General features: G+C 36.1%; 22 protein-coding genes and 1 tRNA gene. 13 read left to right on the top strand and 10 right to left on the bottom strand.

Annotation, left to right across the window (positions count from 1 at the left end; genetic code table 11):
- Positions 1–42: 42 nt before the first annotated feature.
- On the bottom strand, positions 43–2301 hold the full coding sequence (locus CHRYMOREF3P_RS20810; RefSeq protein ID WP_077415511.1) for a polyribonucleotide nucleotidyltransferase: 2259 nt from the start codon (positions 2299–2301) through the stop codon (positions 43–45).
- 431 nt (positions 2302–2732) lie between these two features.
- Between CHRYMOREF3P_RS20810 and CHRYMOREF3P_RS20805 the strand changes: the two genes are divergently transcribed.
- Together CHRYMOREF3P_RS20805 and CHRYMOREF3P_RS20800 are read left to right on the top strand one after the other, a co-directional pair.
- A complete protein-coding gene (locus CHRYMOREF3P_RS20805) occupies positions 2733–4154 on the top strand; it encodes a sugar MFS transporter (protein WP_077415513.1) in 1422 nt (473 codons plus the stop codon).
- 121 nt (positions 4155–4275) lie between these two features.
- Positions 4276–4635, top strand: a complete 360-nt coding sequence (locus tag CHRYMOREF3P_RS20800) for a DUF4260 domain-containing protein (protein ID WP_180565414.1) — start codon at positions 4276–4278, stop codon at positions 4633–4635.
- Between the two features lie 359 nt (positions 4636–4994).
- Here the strand turns inward: CHRYMOREF3P_RS20800 and rpsO are convergent, their stop codons facing one another.
- Positions 4995–5264 carry a 30S ribosomal protein S15 gene (gene rpsO / locus CHRYMOREF3P_RS20795; RefSeq protein ID WP_034692246.1) on the bottom strand — a complete coding sequence of 90 codons (270 nt, stop codon included), beginning with the start codon at positions 5262–5264 and terminating at the stop codon, positions 4995–4997.
- 173 nt (positions 5265–5437) lie between these two features.
- Between rpsO and CHRYMOREF3P_RS20790 the strand changes: the two genes are divergently transcribed.
- The 8 genes from CHRYMOREF3P_RS20790 (at position 5438) to CHRYMOREF3P_RS20755 (ending at position 10143) form a co-directional block, all read left to right on the top strand.
- Positions 5438–5986, top strand: a complete 549-nt coding sequence (locus tag CHRYMOREF3P_RS20790) for a pyruvate decarboxylase (protein ID WP_077415517.1) — start codon at positions 5438–5440, stop codon at positions 5984–5986.
- Between the two features lie 261 nt (positions 5987–6247).
- Positions 6248–6403 (top strand): hypothetical protein, encoded by a 156-nt coding sequence (locus CHRYMOREF3P_RS20785; protein WP_180565413.1) that lies wholly within the window; start codon positions 6248–6250, stop codon positions 6401–6403.
- A 161-nt stretch (positions 6404–6564) separates the two neighbouring features.
- Positions 6565–6705 (top strand): bacteriocin-like protein, encoded by a 141-nt coding sequence (locus tag CHRYMOREF3P_RS20780; RefSeq protein ID WP_175627217.1) that lies wholly within the window; start codon positions 6565–6567, stop codon positions 6703–6705.
- 40 nt (positions 6706–6745) lie between these two features.
- A complete protein-coding gene (locus CHRYMOREF3P_RS20775; protein ID WP_180565412.1) occupies positions 6746–6892 on the top strand; it encodes a bacteriocin-like protein in 147 nt (48 codons plus the stop codon).
- 146 nt (positions 6893–7038) lie between these two features.
- Positions 7039–7188 (top strand): bacteriocin-like protein, encoded by a 150-nt coding sequence (locus CHRYMOREF3P_RS20770; protein ID WP_156121080.1) that lies wholly within the window; start codon positions 7039–7041, stop codon positions 7186–7188.
- Positions 7189–7535: 347 nt separating this feature from the next.
- Positions 7536–8858, top strand: coding sequence for a magnesium transporter (gene mgtE, locus CHRYMOREF3P_RS20765; RefSeq protein WP_077415519.1), 1323 nt, complete (start codon positions 7536–7538; stop codon positions 8856–8858).
- 26 nt (positions 8859–8884) lie between these two features.
- Positions 8885–9625, top strand: a complete 741-nt coding sequence (locus CHRYMOREF3P_RS20760) for an ABC transporter substrate-binding protein (protein ID WP_077415521.1) — start codon at positions 8885–8887, stop codon at positions 9623–9625.
- A gap of 50 nt (positions 9626–9675) precedes the next feature.
- The gene (locus CHRYMOREF3P_RS20755; RefSeq protein WP_077415522.1) at positions 9676–10143 is read left to right on the top strand and encodes a cupin domain-containing protein; all 468 of its coding nucleotides are present in this window, start codon (positions 9676–9678) and stop codon (positions 10141–10143) included.
- Between the two features lie 94 nt (positions 10144–10237).
- Here CHRYMOREF3P_RS20755 and CHRYMOREF3P_RS20750 read toward each other — a convergent pair whose 3' ends face one another.
- On the bottom strand, positions 10238–10687 hold the full coding sequence (locus tag CHRYMOREF3P_RS20750) for a GAF domain-containing protein (protein WP_047381126.1): 450 nt from the start codon (positions 10685–10687) through the stop codon (positions 10238–10240).
- Positions 10688–10700: 13 nt separating this feature from the next.
- Entirely contained in the window at positions 10701–12128 is a 1428-nt protein-coding gene (locus CHRYMOREF3P_RS20745; protein WP_077415524.1) for a nicotinate-nucleotide adenylyltransferase, read from the bottom strand.
- Positions 12129–12182: 54 nt separating this feature from the next.
- Here CHRYMOREF3P_RS20745 and CHRYMOREF3P_RS20740 point away from each other — a divergent pair, with 54 nt between their 5' ends.
- Positions 12183–12950 carry an MBL fold metallo-hydrolase gene (locus CHRYMOREF3P_RS20740; protein WP_077415896.1) on the top strand — a complete coding sequence of 256 codons (768 nt, stop codon included), beginning with the start codon at positions 12183–12185 and terminating at the stop codon, positions 12948–12950.
- Between the two features lie 93 nt (positions 12951–13043).
- A tRNA-Leu gene (locus CHRYMOREF3P_RS20735) sits at positions 13044–13123 on the top strand.
- Here CHRYMOREF3P_RS20735 and CHRYMOREF3P_RS20730 read toward each other — a convergent pair.
- Both CHRYMOREF3P_RS20730 and CHRYMOREF3P_RS20725 read right to left on the bottom strand, forming a co-directional pair.
- Positions 13077–14651 carry a recombinase family protein gene (locus tag CHRYMOREF3P_RS20730; protein ID WP_162071569.1) on the bottom strand — a complete coding sequence of 525 codons (1575 nt, stop codon included), beginning with the start codon at positions 14649–14651 and terminating at the stop codon, positions 13077–13079. The genes CHRYMOREF3P_RS20735 and CHRYMOREF3P_RS20730 overlap by 47 nt on opposite strands.
- 19 nt (positions 14652–14670) lie before the next feature.
- Positions 14671–14832, bottom strand: coding sequence for a hypothetical protein (locus tag CHRYMOREF3P_RS20725; protein ID WP_180565411.1), 162 nt, complete (start codon positions 14830–14832; stop codon positions 14671–14673).
- A 689-nt stretch (positions 14833–15521) separates the two neighbouring features.
- Here CHRYMOREF3P_RS20725 and CHRYMOREF3P_RS20720 point away from each other — a divergent pair.
- The gene (locus CHRYMOREF3P_RS20720; RefSeq protein WP_162071546.1) at positions 15522–15965 is read left to right on the top strand and encodes a JAB domain-containing protein; all 444 of its coding nucleotides are present in this window, start codon (positions 15522–15524) and stop codon (positions 15963–15965) included.
- A gap of 184 nt (positions 15966–16149) precedes the next feature.
- Here CHRYMOREF3P_RS20720 and CHRYMOREF3P_RS20715 read toward each other — a convergent pair whose 3' ends face one another.
- The 4 genes from CHRYMOREF3P_RS20715 to traM are packed head-to-tail and all read right to left on the bottom strand — an operon-like array spanning position 16150 to position 19387.
- The gene (locus CHRYMOREF3P_RS20715; RefSeq protein ID WP_162071547.1) at positions 16150–16596 is read right to left on the bottom strand and encodes a DUF3872 domain-containing protein; all 447 of its coding nucleotides are present in this window, start codon (positions 16594–16596) and stop codon (positions 16150–16152) included.
- Between the two features lie 12 nt (positions 16597–16608).
- Positions 16609–17169: a conjugal transfer protein TraO gene (locus CHRYMOREF3P_RS20710; protein ID WP_162071548.1), complete on the bottom strand. Its 561-nt coding sequence runs from the start codon at positions 17167–17169 to the stop codon at positions 16609–16611.
- Position 17170: 1 nt separating this feature from the next.
- Positions 17171–18073 carry a conjugative transposon protein TraN gene (gene traN / locus CHRYMOREF3P_RS20705; protein ID WP_162071549.1) on the bottom strand — a complete coding sequence of 301 codons (903 nt, stop codon included), beginning with the start codon at positions 18071–18073 and terminating at the stop codon, positions 17171–17173.
- Positions 18074–18088: 15 nt separating this feature from the next.
- On the bottom strand, positions 18089–19387 hold the full coding sequence (gene traM / locus CHRYMOREF3P_RS20700) for a conjugative transposon protein TraM (protein WP_162071550.1): 1299 nt from the start codon (positions 19385–19387) through the stop codon (positions 18089–18091).
- Between the last annotated feature and the right edge of the window lie 2 nt (positions 19388–19389).

The following is a 19389-nucleotide window of genomic DNA, read 5'->3' as shown; positions in this document are numbered from 1 at the left end:
CCTCAAAATTGAGGGATTTTTTATATGTAAGAATGAATCTTATTAAGCTTCGTTAGAAGGAGTTTCGTTTTCCACTGGTCTTTCACCTTGTGGCTTTTGTCCTTCTGGTCTTCTTTGTCCCTCAGGTCTTCCTTGTCCTTCCGGTCTTCTTTGCCCTTCTGGTCTCCCCTGTCCTTCAGGTCTTGGAGGTCTTGGTAAAAGAACTTTTCTTGAAAGTTTCATTTTCTTACGGTCATCGTAACCCATGAACTTCACTTCTACTTCATCACCTTCAGCATAAGGAACTTTGTCAAGACGAGCCCATTCAATTTCAGAAATGTGAAGAAGTCCTTCTGTTCCTTTAGCAATCGCCACAAATGCACCGAAGTCCATTACTTTCACTACTTTACCATTGTAAACTTCTCCTACAACCGGTACGAAAGTAATTTCATTGATCTTAGCAACAGCAGCATTGATTTTCTCTCTGTCTGTTCCTGCAATTTCGATACGTCCAATCTCCCCTACTTCTTCAATAGCAATAACGGTATCCGTATCTTTCTGCATCTGCTGAATGATCTTTCCTCCAGGCCCGATTACAGCACCAATGAAGTCTTTAGAGATTTCCATTACTACCATTTTCGGAGCGTGAGGCTTCACGTCTGCTCTTGGTTCAGAGATTGTTTCAGTGATTTTATTTAAGATGTGTAATCTTCCGTCTCTTGCCTGCATCAAAGCTTTTTCCATGATATCCATAGAAAGTCCCTGAATTTTGATATCCATCTGACAAGCAGTGATACCGTCTGCAGTACCTGTTACTTTGAAGTCCATATCTCCAAGGTGATCTTCATCTCCTAAGATATCAGAAAGTACAGTGAATTTACCTGATTTTGCATCCGTGATCAATCCCATTGCAATACCTGAAACAGGTTTTGTAATCTTTACCCCGGCATCCATTAGTGCCAGTGTTCCTGCACAAACTGTTGCCATTGAAGATGAACCGTTTGATTCTAAGATATCAGAAACAATTCTGATGGTATATGGATTTTCTTCAGGAATAACTGCCTGTAATGCTCTTTGAGCAAGGTTTCCGTGTCCTACTTCTCTTCTTGAAGTTCCTCTTAAAGGTCTTGCTTCACCTGTAGAAAACGGAGGGAAGTTATAATGTAAGAAGAATTTTTCGTCGTGCTGAGAAATAACACTATCTACCATGTTTGCATCTTTCACAGAACCTAAAGTTACGGCTGTTAAAGACTGAGTTTCACCTCTTGTAAACACTGCAGAACCGTGAGCTCCCGGAAGGTAGTCAATTTCTGACCAGATAGGACGGATCGTTTGAGGATCACGACCATCAAGACGGATATTGTCTTCAAGGATCATCTGACGCATTGCTTCTTTCTCTACATCATGATAATATACTTTTACGAAAGGTGTTACTCTTTCCAATTCTTCTGCATTTTCAGCATATTGAGCTAAAAATTCTTCACGAACTGCTTTGAATTTCTCTCCTCTCTCCTCTTTTCCAGATGGAGTTCTTGCTACTTCATATACTTTATCATAAGTTTCTTTCCATACTTTTTCACGAATTTCTTCGTCGTGATTTTCGTGAGAATATTCTCTCTTAGGGAAAGCTTTTCCTACTTTTTCTGCTAATCTCTCCTGAGCTTCGATTTGTTTTTTAATTTCAGCATGACCAAAATTAATAGCTTCCAACATTTCCTGCTCAGAAATTTCTTTCATTTCACCTTCTACCATTACGATGGAATCTTTAGTAGCTCCCACCATGATATCAAGCTCAGAATTTTTCAGTTCTTCATAACTTGGGTTAACAGAAAGCACTCCATCAAATCTTACAACTCTTACTTCAGACATTGGTCCGTTGAAAGGAATATCTGTAATAGCAATCGCTGCAGAAGCTGCCAAACCTGCTAAATCATCAGGAATTGTTTTTCCGTCATAAGAAATTAATGAAATCATCACCTGAACTTCAGCGTGGAAATCTTCAGGGAAAAGCGGACGTAAAACTCTGTCCACCAAACGCATCGTTAAAATTTCCTGATCAGAAGGTCTTGCTTCTCTACGGAAGAAATTTCCAGGAATTCTTCCACCTGCATAGAATTTTTCTCTATAATCAACTGTTAATGGTAAAAAATCTACACCAGGATTTGCTTCTTTATTGGCTACAACAGTTGCTAAAAGCATTGTTCCACCCATTTTTACTACCACAGATCCATCAGCCTGCTTGGCCAATTTCCCTGTTTCAATAGTGATTTCTCTGCCATCTGCAAGAGTAATCATTTCTGTAAACGCTTGAGGTATACTCATAAATTTGTCTTCTTAATACTCCGTATTGAGTATGAATTAATATTTAAACTCTTTAAATTTCGTGTGCAAAGGTACTATATAATAATGAAATATTAAATTTTTCAATTGCATAAATAGGCTGTCAAAATACAAAAAATTGGCTATCAGTTGATGAAAGATTCAAAATTTATAGCTGTAATCTCAACTTATTCATTATTTCAATGCATTTTTCTGAAGATAATGCATTGAAAAATGCTGTTGTTTTTGTATTATTGTCTCAAAAAATGGAAATAATATTCTAAATTGAAAAGAAGTATACATTTCATTATAAAAACCATTAAAATTATTGCAGAAACATAGGTTGATCCCTATATTTGCCTTACTTCAAAAAATGCAATGCTGTAGGCAAAAAAAAGTTAAGGACTTATCCTTATACAGATAAATAAATGTTTATGATTAATAAAGAAGTACAATCGCAAAGCAGGAATTATACGGTTCCGTTGATTACCATCACCCTGTTGTTTTTTATGTGGGGATTCATCACCTGTATGAATGACATCCTGATCCCTTATCTGAAGCAACTTTTCAATCTTACCTTTTTCGAATCCATGCTGGTACAGTTCTGTTTTTTCGGGGCTTACTTTATCGGATCGCTGATTTATTTCCTGATCTCGATCACAAAAGGAGATCCTATCAATAAATTAGGGTACAAAAAAGGAATTCTGTTCGGAATTTTTCTGGCAGCTTTTGGCTGTGTCCTGTTTTATCCGGCAGCTACTTTCTCGTATTATCCATTGTTTTTGGGAGCTTTGTTTATTTTGGGACTTGGTTTTACGGTACTGCAGATTACTGCCAATGCGTATGTTTCGTTACTGGGGAGTGAAGAATCTGCTTCCAGCCGGCTGAATATGACACAGGCATTCAATGCATTCGGAACTACGATTGCTCCTGTGCTTGGAGGCCATCTTATTTTTGAATTTTTCTCTTCTCCGGATGGGTCATTCAGTGCGGTAGCAACGAGAATCCCTTACCTTATTTTCGCAGGAATTCTTTTATTGGTAGCTCTGTTGATTTCAAGAGTTAAACTTCCTTCATTCCAGATGGGTGAAGAAGAAGTGATAAAAGGCTGGGGAGCTCTTGAATTCAGCCACCTGAAATTCGGAGTATTTGCAATGTTCTGCTATGTAGGCGGAGAAGTTGCTGTAGGAAGTTTTATTATCAGTTTCCTTGAGCAGCCACAGATTATGGGATTTAATGAAATTATCAGCAAAAACTACCTTTCCCTGTATTGGGGCGGAGCCATGATCGGCCGTTTTCTTGGGGCTATTTCTTTGAACCAATCTTTAAGCCAGAGTAAAAAGGCTGTTTATATGCTTGGGGCAGCAGGAGCAGTTTTCCTTGTTATCTTTAGTATTGTGAACCTTACCTTCTCTCAGATCAGCTTTTTCCTTGTATTTATCGTTCTTAATTTCATTGCCTTTTTCGTGGGTAAATCGGCTCCGGCAAGAACATTATCCATCTTTGCAGCGATCAATGTTGTATTACTGATTTCTGCTATGGTCAATCATGGAGAACTGGCAATGTACAGTATTCTAGGAATCGGAATTTTCAACTCTATTATGTTCTCGAATATTTATACACTGGCAATCTCAGGACTGGGGAAATATACCAGCCAGGGATCTTCACTGGTTGTAATGGCTATTTTAGGTGGGGCTATAGTTCCTATTTTCCAGGGATATCTTGCAGATCAGTTTGGCGTACAGCATTCATTCATCATTCCTGTATTCTGTTATCTGGTTATTCTTATCTTCGGGGCTTACTGTACCAAGTATCTTGGTCATGTAGAGAATACCGAAGCTAAATCCGGTCATTAAAATCAATCATATCAAAATGTATAAGCGGAATATCTCAAAGGTGTTCCGCTTTCTTTTTTTGATCTTAAAATGTAACTTTTTGTAATAAACAGGAACTTATCTAATAGATTAACAATATGATATGAAAATACAATTAAAGCTTGAATACGCAGCATTTCTGTTATTAGGAATCTATGCTTTTGCCCTAACGGGATATTCATGGTGGTGGTTTGCAGGGCTATTTCTTGCTCCGGACATTTCAATGCTGGGGTATACGGTGAATACCAAAGTTGGAGCATTTTTCTATAATCTCTTCCATCACTTTGGAGTAGCGATCCTTGTTTATTTTGCCGGAACAGCTCTATCTCTACCCTATCTGCAAATGGCCGGAGCCATTTTATTTTCTCATTCAGCTTTTGACAGAATTCTGGGCTATGGATTGAAGTATCCGGACAGTTTTCAGAATACGCATTTGGGGAAGATTGGAAAAGATAGCAATTAACCACCCCTTCAAAAATTCTTTGAATTTTCGCCACCCCTCCGGAGGATGGGAATTAGTGCATCTTCAGTTGTGCTATTGGCTTAAGTTGTAATCTTTTTTATGAATAATAAAAGCTGGATTCCTACGGAATGACAAATTGCATGAATACAACTCCATTTGAATTGTGTCATTCCGTAGGAATCTAAATACTCTTTATATCACATGAAAATCAAAGACTTTAAAAAAACTTAAGTGCTCTTCTCAAACATTTAATAGTTTCTAAAAAGCTTTGTCCCTTTTGTGGTTAAAGAGTCACAGTAATATAAAATAAAAAAGCAACCTCTTTCGAAGTTGCTTTTGATTTTGAAAATCTTTATAGATTATTTTCTTAAACCTAGTTCAGCAATAATTGCTCTATATCTTGCGATATCTTTGTTTTTAAGGTAATCTAGTAAACTTTTTCTCTTACCTACCAATTTCACTAGAGATCTCTCTGTGTTGAAATCATGACGGTTAGCCTTTAAGTGCTGAGATAAGTGGTTGATTCTGAAAGTGAAAAGAGCGATTTGTCCTTCAGCACTTCCTGTGTCTTGTGCAGATTTTCCGTGTTTTGCGAAAATTTCCTGCTTTTTGTCTGTTGTTAAGTACATTCCAATATTGTTTAATGATTATTATGTAACGGGTGCAAAATTACGACTATTTTTTGATTCTGCAAACATTATTGATTTCATAAATCAAATTTGATAGAAAAAAATGTTAAAAATTTCTTAATAAATTTTATGCAATCCAACGAAAAGGCAGTAATTTTGCATTCGAATTACAAATGAAAAAAATTATATTCTTTACGGCAATTACAACTTTTTTATTCATCGGCATTACTTCGGTAAAAGCTCAGAAAACGGCTGATGACAAAATAAAAAAAGTTCTGTACTTCAATCCTGAAGTAGAGCCTGATGTTGATGAGATAAAAGATCCCACCAACAATGCATTCTTTGACGCTGTTTCCGATAATTTCAGCAGCAGAAGAAATAAAATGCTCCGGGCGGAAGTTCAGGTTCCCTTTGACAGCATAGATAAACAGACCATCGCAGATTACTGCCTCAATAACGATGCTGATTTTGCGATTGTTTCCAAAGTACGGTATTTCAAAGTAGGCTTAGGAAAATATGTTTTCTCCAATCAGGTAGTTGTCAGCATGAAACTTTTTGGTTCTGACGGAAATCTTGTCACGGAAACAGACTATGATACTTACCGAAAAAATATGCGCCTGCTGGGTTCAACAGTAAACTCTGTTAAAATAGGAACCGAAGGAGCTATAAAAGGAATCATAAAAAAGCTGAGAAAGCTGAAGTCAACGGAAGCAGTGCTTTGAGTTTAAAGTTGGAATATAAGACCTTTGATAATCAATGGTCAATTTTGCTTCGCAAGTCAATCGTGAATTTTCACTCTCAACATCAGTTAGGTATACCAGAATAATTCATAATTCATAATTCATAATTCATAATTCATAATTCATAATTCATAATTCATAATTCATAATTCTTTCATAGCCTTTATCCTGCAGAATATCTACATGTATATCAATACTTTGAATGCTTTCATTAGTTTAGTTTGATCTTAAATCTAAATTATTATGAAAAATTTAAATTTAAAAAGACTGAACAGAAACAGTCAGAAAGAAATCTCAGGAAGTATCATACGTCTTCAGAAATGTCAATATTCTTTTGAATGTCCGGGTGGATCATGCTGTCACAGAGTATGTGTAGTGTATCCATGCCCTGAATTATAAATATTTTCATGTTAAATAAAGCACTTGTTCACGCCTATGAAACAGGTGCTTTTTAGTTTAAACATATCATAAATAACTGATTAACAATTAAATATTTTCACCAAATAAGGAATTATTAAATATTTTTTACTATTTTAGTTCAATATTAAAATCTAAACCCTATGAAAAATCTAAAGAAACTCAGTAGAGAAAAAGCAAAGCAAATCAATGGAGGATCCATTGAACGATGCAGTGACAGTAACCCGTGTACTGTAGGATATTGCTGCTATGGCATTTGTTCACCGTTCATCTGCCTTGAATAGAATATAAAAAACTTAACTAACTCACATAAAATAAAATATCATGAAAAATCTAAAAAAACTCAGCAGACAAGTACAAAAGGAAATCAAAGGGAACGGACCTTTCAAAAAATGTACAGAACATTACGAATGTCCGGGCGGTTCGTGCTGTCATAACATCTGTGTTGTGAATCCATGTCCCCTGGAATAATATATGATCATTACAGACACCTGCACTTGTAGGTGTTTTTTATTTAAAAATTAAACAAAACCTTGATTTATAGTAAAATATTTTCACCACCAAATGAATAATATGAAAATATTTACTATTTTAGTTTAACATTAAATCTAAACCATATGAAAAACTTGAAGAAACTCAGCAGACAAGCTGCTAAAGAGATCAACGGCGGCATCGGCCCCTTCAGATGCAGTATAACAAGACCATGTTCTGTGGGATATTGCTGTAACGGAGAATGTTGGGATCATGACTGTCCGATAGAGCCTTAATCTTACTATATTTGATTACCATGAAAAATTCAAATCTTAAGAAGCTCAACAGGCTGCAGCAAAAAAATATTAAAGGAAGCGGAATAAAAAAGTGTGGGGACAACTCAGATTGCGGCCCCTACCAGTGCTGTACAAATGCTGTCTGCACATACATCCCTACCTCAGAATGTGAACCAATTTAAAGAATATTGGAATTTAAATTTAATTTTTTAACATTCGCTTCGGCGGGTGTTTTTTTTTTGGCCTTATACTGAAGTGATAAACTTTAATTAATCCTTAATTTTGCCACTTTATTGCTCAGTCTTAAAAATTTGAATTATTTTTGCATATCCAAAAAATTTCACGTTTTGAATTCTAGAGACGAACTTATCTTCAACCCTGCCGATATTGCCGAAACTCTCAGCGAACTTCCTGCTGATGAGAGACTGCTCGCGTTCCTGAAGGTTCCGAAAGAATACAAAGCAGAAGTTTTTTCACACCTTGACCCTGATTTTCAGGAAGATACCATCAGAAGTATCGGAAGCGATGAAGTTTCTGAGATCCTGAATGCAATGACTCCAGATGACAGGACTGCTCTTTTCGAGGATTTTCCGGATGAGCTTATCAAATATTCTATCAATCATCTTAACCCTCAGGAAAGAAGAATTGCTTTAAAACTTCTTGGATACAATTCAGACTCTATTGCCCGTCTGATGACGCCTTATTATATTCAGATCCGTAAGGAATGGACAGTAAAGAGATGTCTTCAGCAGATCAAAAAGGTAGGAAAAAGAGTGGAAACCATGAACTACCTGTATGTGGTGGATGAAAGAAACCGCCTGATTGATGACCTTGCTATCGGAACTTTGCTGTTGGAAGAGGAAGATACACTGGTTTCTGATATCACAGACAATCATTTCGTGGCGATTACCACTACAACTTCCAAAGAAGATGCAGTAACTTATTTTGAAAAGTATGACCGTGGCGCTCTTCCAATCATTACAGAAGCCGGTGTTCTGGTAGGAATTGTAACAATTGACGATATTCTCGATCAGATTGAACAGCAGAATACGGAAGATATTCAGAAATTCGGGGGATTGGAAGCATTGGATCTTCCTTACATCCAGACCTCCTGGACTGAAATGATCAAAAAAAGAGCAACCTGGCTGATCATTTTATTTGTTTCGGAAATGCTGACAGCTTCTGCAATGGGATATTTTGATAAAGAAATTGAAAAAGCTGTTGTTCTTGCTCTATTTGTTCCGTTGATTATTTCCAGTGGAGGAAACTCCGGATCGCAGGCAGCAACATTAATTATCCGTGCAATGGCGCTTCAGGAGATCAGTCTTAAAGACTGGTGGTATGTCATGAAAAAAGAAATTATCTCCGGATTATGTCTTGGGGCAATTTTGGGAGTTATAGGATTTATAAGAATCATGCTTTGGCAGCAGATTGGTCTTTTTGATTATGGCCAGTACTGGGCTTACGTTGGATTAAGTGTTTCAGTTTCATTAATTGCCATTGTGTTGTGGGGAACGCTATCCGGTTCTATGATCCCGTTTGTCTTAAAGAAATTAAACCTTGACCCAGCTACTTCTTCGGCTCCGTTTGTAGCAACATTGGTAGATGTGACGGGACTTATTATCTATTTTACCGTAGCCGGACTTTTCTTAACCGGAAAACTTTTGTAATTTTAGGCATCATCTAACATGCCAATATGAAAATCGTTTCACTTGTACCTTCAATTACTGAGGCTTTATTTGACCTTGGACTCACCGAAAATGAAGTTATCGGGAGAACAAAATTCTGCATTCATCCTCAGGATAAAATAAAAAATGTACCCATAATCGGTGGAACCAAGAATATCAATATCGAGAAAATAAAAGCATTACAGCCGGATCTTATTCTTGCCAATAAGGAAGAGAATGTAAAAGACCAGGTAGAAGCTTTAATGGATGACTTTAAAGTAACGGTGACGAATGTTGAAACAATTGAGGACAATTATTATCTGCTTAAAAATCTCGGACAACTTTTCGGAAAGGAAGAGAGAGCACAGCTTTTTAATCTTAAAATATATGAAATACTGAATCAGGCCAAGCTGGAAACACCTCTGAAAGCGGCTTATCTTATCTGGAAGAATCCTTATATGACCATTGGTTCAGATACATTTATTCATAGGATTTTATCAGAAATTGGCTTTGAGAATATTTTCAAAGATAAAACCCGCTATCCTCAGATTACTACTGAAGATCTTGCAGATGCAGAGGTCATCATGCTTTCTTCCGAACCATTTCCCTTTAAAGAAAAACATATTGAAGAACTGCAGGCTTTTTACCCTGATAAAAAAATCATGATTGTAGATGGTGAAGCATTTTCCTGGTATGGAACTCATATTGCAAAATGTGAGAATTACTTTAAAGAATTATTGGCTGAAATTCACCTGATGCAGCAAAGCTAATTTTTTTGACCATTAACTTTAAACTCTAAAACATTAAACTTTAAACTCACATGTCTGATACATTTATATTATCTGAAGGAGCAGAATTTGATCACGTTATTCAGGAAGTTTCAAAATACATCAATCTTTATGTAATGGCTTTTGAAAAGAATGAACGAGCCATCACACAAATGGATAAACGTGAGAATATGTACGGTGGAAAAGGAACTGTATATATGCTACAGATGTTTGATCAGAAGGAATTAGCTAATAATCGCCTTGCAGCGTATATGGTTTTACTGAATAAAGGTGATGAATCCGGGTTTCATACGCACAACCAAAGAAATGAGCAGGAACTGTACGTGGTCATTCACGGAACCGGAGAATACCGTGAAAGAACCGGACTTGAGGGATCCATACGAAAGAAAGTTATTAAGAAAGGAGATATTACAGCCATCAGTTCTATAGGTTATCATTCTATTGAAAATACAGGAGACGGACCTTTAATCATGTTTGTCATTACCACTTATAATCCATAATTTCTGAATAATAAACTAGGAATTTCCGGTTATACTCATAAAAAACTCCAACTATAAAAGCCGGAGTCTATATTGTATTCGTATTGAAATTCTACTATAAAACCTTAGAAACTTCGTTACAAAGCCATTCTAATAATTCACGGTCTTCATTAGTGAAAGGGTCTACCTTATGAGAATCAATATCAATCTGGCCGATGTTTTTTCCGTCTTTAAAGATAGGAACTACAATTTCTGCTTTTGTATCAATAGAGCAGCTTAAATAATTGCTTTCTTCATTTACATCAGGAACTACAAATGTTTCATTGGAAACCGCAACCTGTCCGCAAATTCCTTTACCGTAAGGAATAATGGTATGATCTGTTGGTGCTCCTACATAAGGACCTAAAATCAATTCTTCCTTATCTCCGTTTTTGAAATAGAAACCCGTCCAGTTGAAATAAGAAATTTCCTGATCCAACAAGTGGCAAACTTTTTCAAGTTTTTCTTCTGTATTATGTTTAGGACTTTCAAGAATTGAGGAAAGTCTTTTCTTTAATTCTGACATTGTATATATTTTTTTAAGAGAATTGTTTTAGGGAAAGTTCTTCTTTATATCCGAACATTCCACGCTCTTTAATCATTTCTGCTACACCTTCCGGAACCTGGCTTTCCCAGCCTTTCACACAACATGCTATTTTTCTCAAAATTTCTCTTGAGTAGATTTCCAGAAACTCCGGATTATAGTTCGTAATATCTACAATACGATTGTTGTGTTTGAAATATTTATAGAGTTCTTTCAGGTTTTCTTCTACTTTCAGGTTTGAAGAATCCAGCAACTGGTGAGTTTCAGGATCTTTATATGGATAAAGATATACTCTCATTCCGTTTCTGAAAAATTTCCCGAATGCTTCAAGGATTCCTCCTGACATATCTTTATAGTATTTTTCATCAAATACCATCAAAAGGTTGTTTACTCCCATCGCTACACCAATATCTCCACTTGTATAAGATGCGAAATAATCGATCAGTCTGTAATATTCAGAGAAGTTTGAAATAATAACAGTATAGCCCAGTTTCCCAAGAATATCTACTCTATCAAGAAAATCTCTTTCGTCAATATCTCCATCTGCTCTCAGATTGGAAATAGTGATTTCGATTAGAACTTCTGTTTCTTCATGGGTGCAGATAGCGTCTTTGAAAAACATATCCATCCCATTTTTAAGCATATCAATGTTTACTTTCGTTACCGGTCTGAAACTTCCTCTTACCGCGAAAATATTTTTTTTGTACAATACATCTGCCGGAAGCATATTACTGCCCTGAGAATTGAAAATCACCGCATCGGTCATTCCATTTTTCACCAGCTGAAGAGACATCAGTCTGTTATCAACATAGGCAAAAGCAGGTCCGCTGAAATCAATCATATCAATTTCCAGGTTGTCTTTTGCAACATCATCGTATAAAGATTCTACTAAAGTTCTTGGATTGTCAAAGTAATTGAAAGCCCCGAAAATAAGATTTACCCCAAGATTCCCTAAGGTTTCCTGCTGAAGGGTAGCATCATTTTCTTTGAATTTTACGTGAATCACGATTTCATTGTAATCTTCATTTTCTTTGGTCTGAAAACGAATTCCTACCCAGCCATGGCCTTTTACAGTCTTGTCAAAATTGATGGTTGTTACCGTATTGGCATAAGAAAAAAATTTTCTATCAGGATTATTATCTCTTGAAATTCTTTCTTCAATCAAAGCTACTTCATATCGAAGCATTTTGCGAAGCCTGTTTTGGGTAACGTATCTATTTTTTACTTCCTTTCCGTAGATGGCATCACTAAAATCTTTGTCATACGCAGACATCGCTTTAGCAATCGTACCGGAAGCTCCTCCTGCTCTAAAAAAGTGGCGAACAGTCTCCTGCCCTGCTCCAATTTCTGCGAAAGTACCATAAATAGTAGGATCTAGATTAATTGTTAATGCTTTTTGTTTAGGAGTTAGTTTCTGATACATTAGGACATGAAATTTTTTGTAAATTTACCAAAATTAAACCAACCTCAAAACAAAATGAAGTTGAAATTTTTAGGAACCGGTACTTCTCAAGGTGTACCCGTTATAGGCTGTACATGTGAAGTGTGTACTTCTGAAAATCCCAAAGACAAACGTTTACGTTCTTCCGTGATGGTGACTACGGAGGAAAATAAAAAAATACTGATCGACTGCGGTCCGGATTTCAGGCAGCAAATGCTTACCAACCAAGAACATACCGTAGATATTGCGTTGATTACTCATGAGCATAATGACCACGTAATCGGGCTTGATGATATGCGGCCATTGATTTTTAAGAGTGGAAAAGATGTTCCTCTCTACTGCTATTCAAGAGTCGCTCACGAAATTAAAAACAGATTTCCTTACGCTTTTGCAGATGTAAGGTATCCCGGTGCGCCCGCTTTTGAACTTCATGAAATTGAAAACAAACCTTTTCACGTACTGGACACAGAAATCACTCCCGTAGAAGTGATCCACTATAAAATTACCGTATTTGGATACAAATTTAAAAACCTTGCCTACATTACAGATGCCGGATTCATTTCTGAAACAGAAAAGGAAAAGCTGAAGAATCTGGATGTCCTGATATTAAACTGTATCAGAAAATTTGACCCCCATCCTGCCCATTTTATTCTTCCGGACGTCATCAAACTGTTTGAAGAGCTAAAACCGAAAAAATTATTTTTAACACATATCAGCCATCATTTAGGGCTGCATAATATTGAAGACAAGCAGCTTCCGGCCGGAATACACCTTGCCTACGATGGTTTGGAACTCAGCTTTTAAAAATTTTTCTTCAAAAAGCTTTTGAACATTGAAAAAAGTTCCTATATTTGCACACCAATTTGAAACAAACATCACGTTTGAATTCAACATCAAGCCCAGGTGGCGGAATTGGTAGACGCGCTGGTCTCAAACACCAGTTCTTAGGAGTACCGGTTCGATCCCGGTCCTGGGTACAAGACCGGAGAAAGGTGATAATTCACTTTTTTTCCGGTTTTTTTTCACACCTAACTCATTGTTTATCTGGTATATATAAGAGAGCAAAACATTGGGTCGGATGGTTCGATAATGATTTTCTGAAAATTGCAATTTTTCAGGAAATATCGAACCAATTATTTTACGTTTTACCTCGATATCCCCATCAGTATAGACTTTCGCAAGGTCTACTAGGTTCGATAATGCTTGGTCTAGTAGTTTTTGAAAATCTATTTTCTTATTATCCTTTCCTTTAGTTAATTTAGCTTCGAGCTTTTCAATTTGCCTTTTACAATCGGTCTTAATTTCAAGATAATCTTCATCATCAATTACTTCCTCCATCAGTTTATTTCTTGCCTGTTTCAATTTACTGTTTAAACGATCTATTTCTAATAGAATTGCTTTCCTTTCTCTTTGGGGATTATTGATTAATTTTTCAAAATTTTGCTTCAACACTTTTTTCAAATAATTTTTTATACATGCGCGCATTTCCAATGACTGCAATATTTCTAAAAATTTAGAATTAATAATCTCAGATTTGTAACGGTATGAACACGGGGACTGGCAATGATAGTAATAATATTTATTTCCAGAACGTCCCGTAGAGGCACTACCTGTAATCAAATGACCACATTCCGGACACACAAGGAAACCTCTTAATGGCAAATTATCGTCAGACAGTACTTTTACATTAGGTCTGGCTGGATTCACATTTCCATCCATTATACATTGAACTTTTTCGAATAGTTCTTCACTGATCAAAGGTTCATGAATACTTTTAACAAAATGAGCCTCCTCTTCATTGAATTGCTCCACGTAAATTTTTCCGCAATATGCGGTATTGCGTAAACTTGCAAGAAAGGCACTTATCTTAACTGGCTTTCCTTCTTTTCTGTTCATCATATCCATGATCTGGCTCGCTGAATACACGCCTTTGGACATTTCATTGAATGCCCATTTCATATTGGAAGCTTCTGGTTCCTTCGGGATTACATACTTTTTCCCGTTCTCCGTTATTCTGTTAGCGTAGCCATAAGGTGCCCTCCCCATTAATCTGCCTTCTTTTTTAGCACGGCGCATTCCATAATAAGTATTCAGAGCGCGCCTGTCGTTTTCAACTTCCGGTGCAGCAAGATATATAGCCAGCATCATTTTATTTTCAGGAATTGAAAGATCTAAAGGTTGCTCAATGGCCTGCGGTTCAACGTTAATTTTCCTAAGTATGTTAATCATTTGATACGCATCGCCAGCGTTCCTGCTGAAGCGATCCCATTTTGTAAAAAGCAGCAGATCCGTTTTTGAGCTTTTTTTCTTTAGCGTATCCAGTAATTTAATCCACTCTGGCCTGATAAAAGTCTTGGCTGAGTAATCTTCATAAATGATTTGACCTACTTTAATGTTATTGTTTTCACAATAACGTTTTAATCGTTCCTCCTGATCTCTTTGCGAGTATCCCTTATCTGCCTGCTCATCAGTTGACACACGGATATATAAATCGGCTTTTTTCATATATAAATCTTAGAAAATATTATTGTTCTAAAAAACTCTTAATGGTAATTTTTAAGAGCATCGTCAGAAAGCTTAAAATATCTCTCGCCTCCTCAATGCTCAATTCAATTCCCTCCTCTTCTTTAAAAATCTTGATAATCTCCTCTATGGTAATGTTACTAATTTCAACTTTCTTCTCCATACCAATACTTTTTTAATAAAAGTATTGGACAACTGTTCTGAAATTAAACCCAGACACTTATGCGATGTATTTGGCTTTTAAATATAAATGTCTAACGCTTGAAACATGTAAAATCAAACGAAACACTTAACGTCAACCATCAGGCGGAAAAAATTTTTATTTATAAAAGATGTGATTACGTTTAAATTTATTTTTTAGGTGCAACAAGAGAAAATTGATGCAAAGAAATTCATCATTCTTAGATTCAACTAAAATACAAATAAAATCAACATTGTTAATTTAAACATTCATTTCATATACAAAAACAGGTTATTGACTGCTATTACACGAAACATTTTCCATAAAAAACCGGTAAAAAGGCAGCTAAGGTATTGTTGCCAGCCGTCTTGCTAATCCAACCAAAAGACTACAGCATAAACGGTTTCCTCCCTAAAGGTACCCTCCAATTATTCCGTTTCCTTTTGTTTTTTTTCATTGTCAACACTTCATATCTGCTTTCTTTTTTCTGGTTTTTCTTTTGAAAAATATTCAGCGAAGCCTGAAAGGCTTTTAAGAAATAGGACGGAGAAGGTATTGAAAAGGCTTTTGATCTAAAAAAGACACATAACAGTTCAAAGATGTTTTAAATAAGTGCTGTTTTAACTTAAGTACGGGAAACAAAAGGCTCTGCCGTACTCAGAGCAATAACAATGAAATATAATATCGTAAATGAGATCAAATTGATCTACACAAGAAAAGGAAATGCTGAAAAAAAAGTACTGAACTCCCAGGATGCTACAGATATTTTCAGGGAACATTTTGATGCAGATCAGATCGACTACAGAGAGTCATTTTACTCAATGTATATGAATCAGGCTAACAAGGTCTTAGGAATACAAAAAATATCAGAATCTGGAATTACCTCTTCTCTTGTTGACATCAGAATCATCATGCAGGGAGCTCTATTATGTAATGCCGTATCATTTATTATAGCCCATAACCATCCTTCCGGAAACCTTACACCTTCTCGCGAAGACATAGGCATCACACAAAAAATAAAGGAGGCTGCCCAACTATTAAATATTAACCTGCTTGATCATTGTATAATAACTTCAACCGACTCCTTCTCTTTCTCCGATGAAGGTATTTTATAAGAAACTTAAATTTCTAAAAATAAGAATCCAGAACCGGTTCCCGGTCTGGATTCTTGTGGCGTCGCGGCAAGATGCTTGTCCTTTAGGGGCCAACCATCTTTCCGCAAATACTAAACAATGCTTCTCAAATTAGATGGTTTTATTTGAAGTGGAAATATATATTTGTAAGCTAAAGAAATAGTATTTATCCGTTTAGCTTTTTGTTGTTGAATTGAAATTCAATTTTCTCCTCATTTCCAAAACTGTCTGAGAACCATACCGTAAATGATTGTGAAACTTCAGAGGTTGAAGTATAATACAATCTGAACTCTTTCTCATAAAGAGGATAAATATCATTAGGAAAGTAAGGTTGAGTGTTATAATACTGCAGCTTTCCTGCTCCCTCAAACTGAAAATATCGAAGATAATATTTGGTGTCAGCAAAATTACCTTCAGGAATAATTTTGATACGGATCTCCACATACTCATCTTTAGCGATATCCTTAGGAACAGGCATAACCGACACCTTAAAAGGATAATTCTGCTGAATTTCCAAATCATCTTTCTCACATGATTGTAAAAATAGTCCAATCACAAATAGTAGCAAGAAACACTTTAATTGTATTTTAGCTGTATTAATTATATTTTTCATTTTTCATTATTTTTAGAAATTATATCTTATTCCAACCCCCAGCAGAGAGTGAAAATTAACCATTTGACTATTTTTCAAAAAGCGAAGTTGCCCGTTGACCAGGAAAACTAAATGCTCAGTCAGATAGCTTTCAATAGACAGCTTACCGTTCGTCCCATAAATAAAATTACCTGTAGAGTTAAGCTTTGATCCATCATACAACAATTCATCACCTCTATTAATCTGCTCATAACCAACAAGACCTCCAATTCCCAGATTAAAATTGACATTTCGCATGAAGTCTCCCCAAACATAAAAACTGTACCCACTGCTCAGCAGGAAACTATCTATCGGGATATCGCCGCTTGTGTATTTATAATATTTTCTACCATATTCTGCCAGTCCAAAAAAGTAATTACCATTCTTCGAGTAAGAAACAAGCCCAATACTTAACATATAATTTTGTTTTTCTGGAGATTTTCGAAATACTGAATAAGAAAATTCAACACCAATTTGCTTAGGAATCATCTGTTGAGCAAATATTTTGCTACTCATTATCATCATGAAGATGACTGTTAAAAATATTTTGTGCATCTTACTCCGTTTTAATGGTTAAACTATGTATCAATCTTGCATGAACCAGATCTTCGTTTTCAAGCTGTACTTTCAGATGCCTTCCCCCATTCTTTTCCAGAATTTCAATTTCCAAAACCTGATCTTTTAAGAGCGTAAACTGATCAAGCATATAAATCCCTTTACTGTCTGAATGATTAGCTACGGTCGTTTCCGGGAAATAGGTGCGAACCTTCTCTAAAATCTTATCCTGAACGACCGTTCGCTTTAAGTTCTTTTTATTGACAATTTTAAAATTGACTAGCTCAATAGCATACCCCACATTACTTTGATTCTTAACCTGCAATGTGAAATAAAATTTGCTTTCATTAACGTGGAGTGCCCTGACTGAAAACTCAATTCCATAACTTTTCGAAACAATATGCTTAATAGTTCTGTTGCTTTTCCTGTAAAGATTTTCCATAATGAGCCAGGTGAGAGAAGTTGAGCTTCCTTTAAGATCTTCAAATAATACATCAGTAGCATATTGCCTTTCAATACCTCTCTGAAGTTTTACTAAATCGTAGCTTAATATATCGGGATAAGAACTGTAAGATGCATCAAAACTATAAAATTTTCCATCTTCAGTAATGACCGAAAAATTGGTTTCCTCTTCAAAATCTCTTACAGCCGATTTGATCCGGAGAACATTTCCGATAGGCTCTGCCTTATTGGCAACTAACAGTTCACTCCCCAGGTCAACATATCGTATTGATGTAGGAAATATCAGATGACTGGTTTTATTGTAGGTAACCTGTATCCTGAAAGGCTCTAATTTTCCCTCTTCCAAGGAATAATAAGTTGTCACAGAATCCTGCCCAAATGCCTTGCTTACTAATAGAAGTAATAGCATAATGAGAATATAATGACTCTTTTGTGTATTCATTTTTATTTTTTTTGATTAGTTATTTTTGGGTAAGAGTAAAACTTGATGGCCAGCTTTTACAGTTACTTTCAATTGTCTGACTCTCTTCTGAAAATAACCAGACAGTCCCTGTACTACTCCCCTGCTCAGATCAGCTGCAATCTGTTGTCCTGCAGATTGGGTCATCATAATATTAGTACCTGAAGTCTGGCTCATATTAGCTACAATATCGCTTACCGCATTCTGCTCCGCTGAATAAGGAACATACAATCCCATCTGACCGTCAGTGTCATAAACATTGATTTCTACAGGATAGATCTTACCTTGAGATTGAATGGAAGATATTTTTAACTGAAGCCTCCCACCCTGAAATTTGCTTACTGCAATCAGTAAACTCCCAATTGGAATTTCAGCTCGTCCGACTTTTATCGCTTCTGAAAGCCTTATAGATAATGTACTTTCGTTGACCAAAGTCTTAGTTTCATAGACCACACCTCTTATTGCGTTTTTTGTTTGAACCGAGTTTTCTGAATCATTTTGACTGTCGTAAAATCTATTCTGATTTAAACCTGCAATAAAGGCACTGTCTGCTGGTTCTCTGTACAATGAAGAAACAATAGTGGGATGTGCTGGTTTTGCTAAAGTCAATTTAATCTTCTTTTCAGTTGGTATTTCCACCTCTTCTTTTGGGGCCAGCTCTTCCTGTTTTGAAGTCGTTGGAAGGTATTTAGCTGCCATCTGATATGATTTTTCCATGAGTTCTAATTGATCGTTCATTCCAAGACCCGCAGGAGCAGTATTGTTCTGCATGGCTTCATTCTTTAATCTTGAAATTTCTTTCCTCAGATTATTGACTTCCTGATCATCCCGACCATAAAATGAACTCAAGGTCTGTTGAGCATTACGATAGCTGTTCACGGCATTCTGATCTGATTGCTGAAGAATCCTCGTTCTAGCCGTTACACTTGATGGATTGTTATTTGAATTTGAATCACTTTGGTCATTCCAATAATCGGATAAGGTGGTTACAGCATTTCTTTTTTCTTCATTCTTTTGCTCCAATAGCTGCTGCTCATAAGCCTTTTGCTTATCAGACTGCAATTGACCGTCTTTTGCCTGTGGAATAGCTGTATTAAAACCATCCTCTTCAATAATCGTATTGTTGGCTTTTGGTTTAAAAATGAGGTAAAAGCATGATGCACATACAGCAGTCATCAAAAAGTAGATGAAAGGTTTCTTTAATCTTTCCCATTGAGCCTTGGGATGATCATTCACTCCGTTAGAATTTTGGGAGAGATCATTTTCTGTCACTCTAATTTTCTCTGAATCTTTCATAT

Origin of the sequence: Chryseobacterium sp. JV274 (assembly GCF_903969135.1) — a bacterium.
Classification (GTDB): domain Bacteria; phylum Bacteroidota; class Bacteroidia; order Flavobacteriales; family Weeksellaceae; genus Chryseobacterium.
Note: the sequence above shows the minus strand (reverse complement) of the source record. Positions and strands in the feature narration are given on the sequence as shown.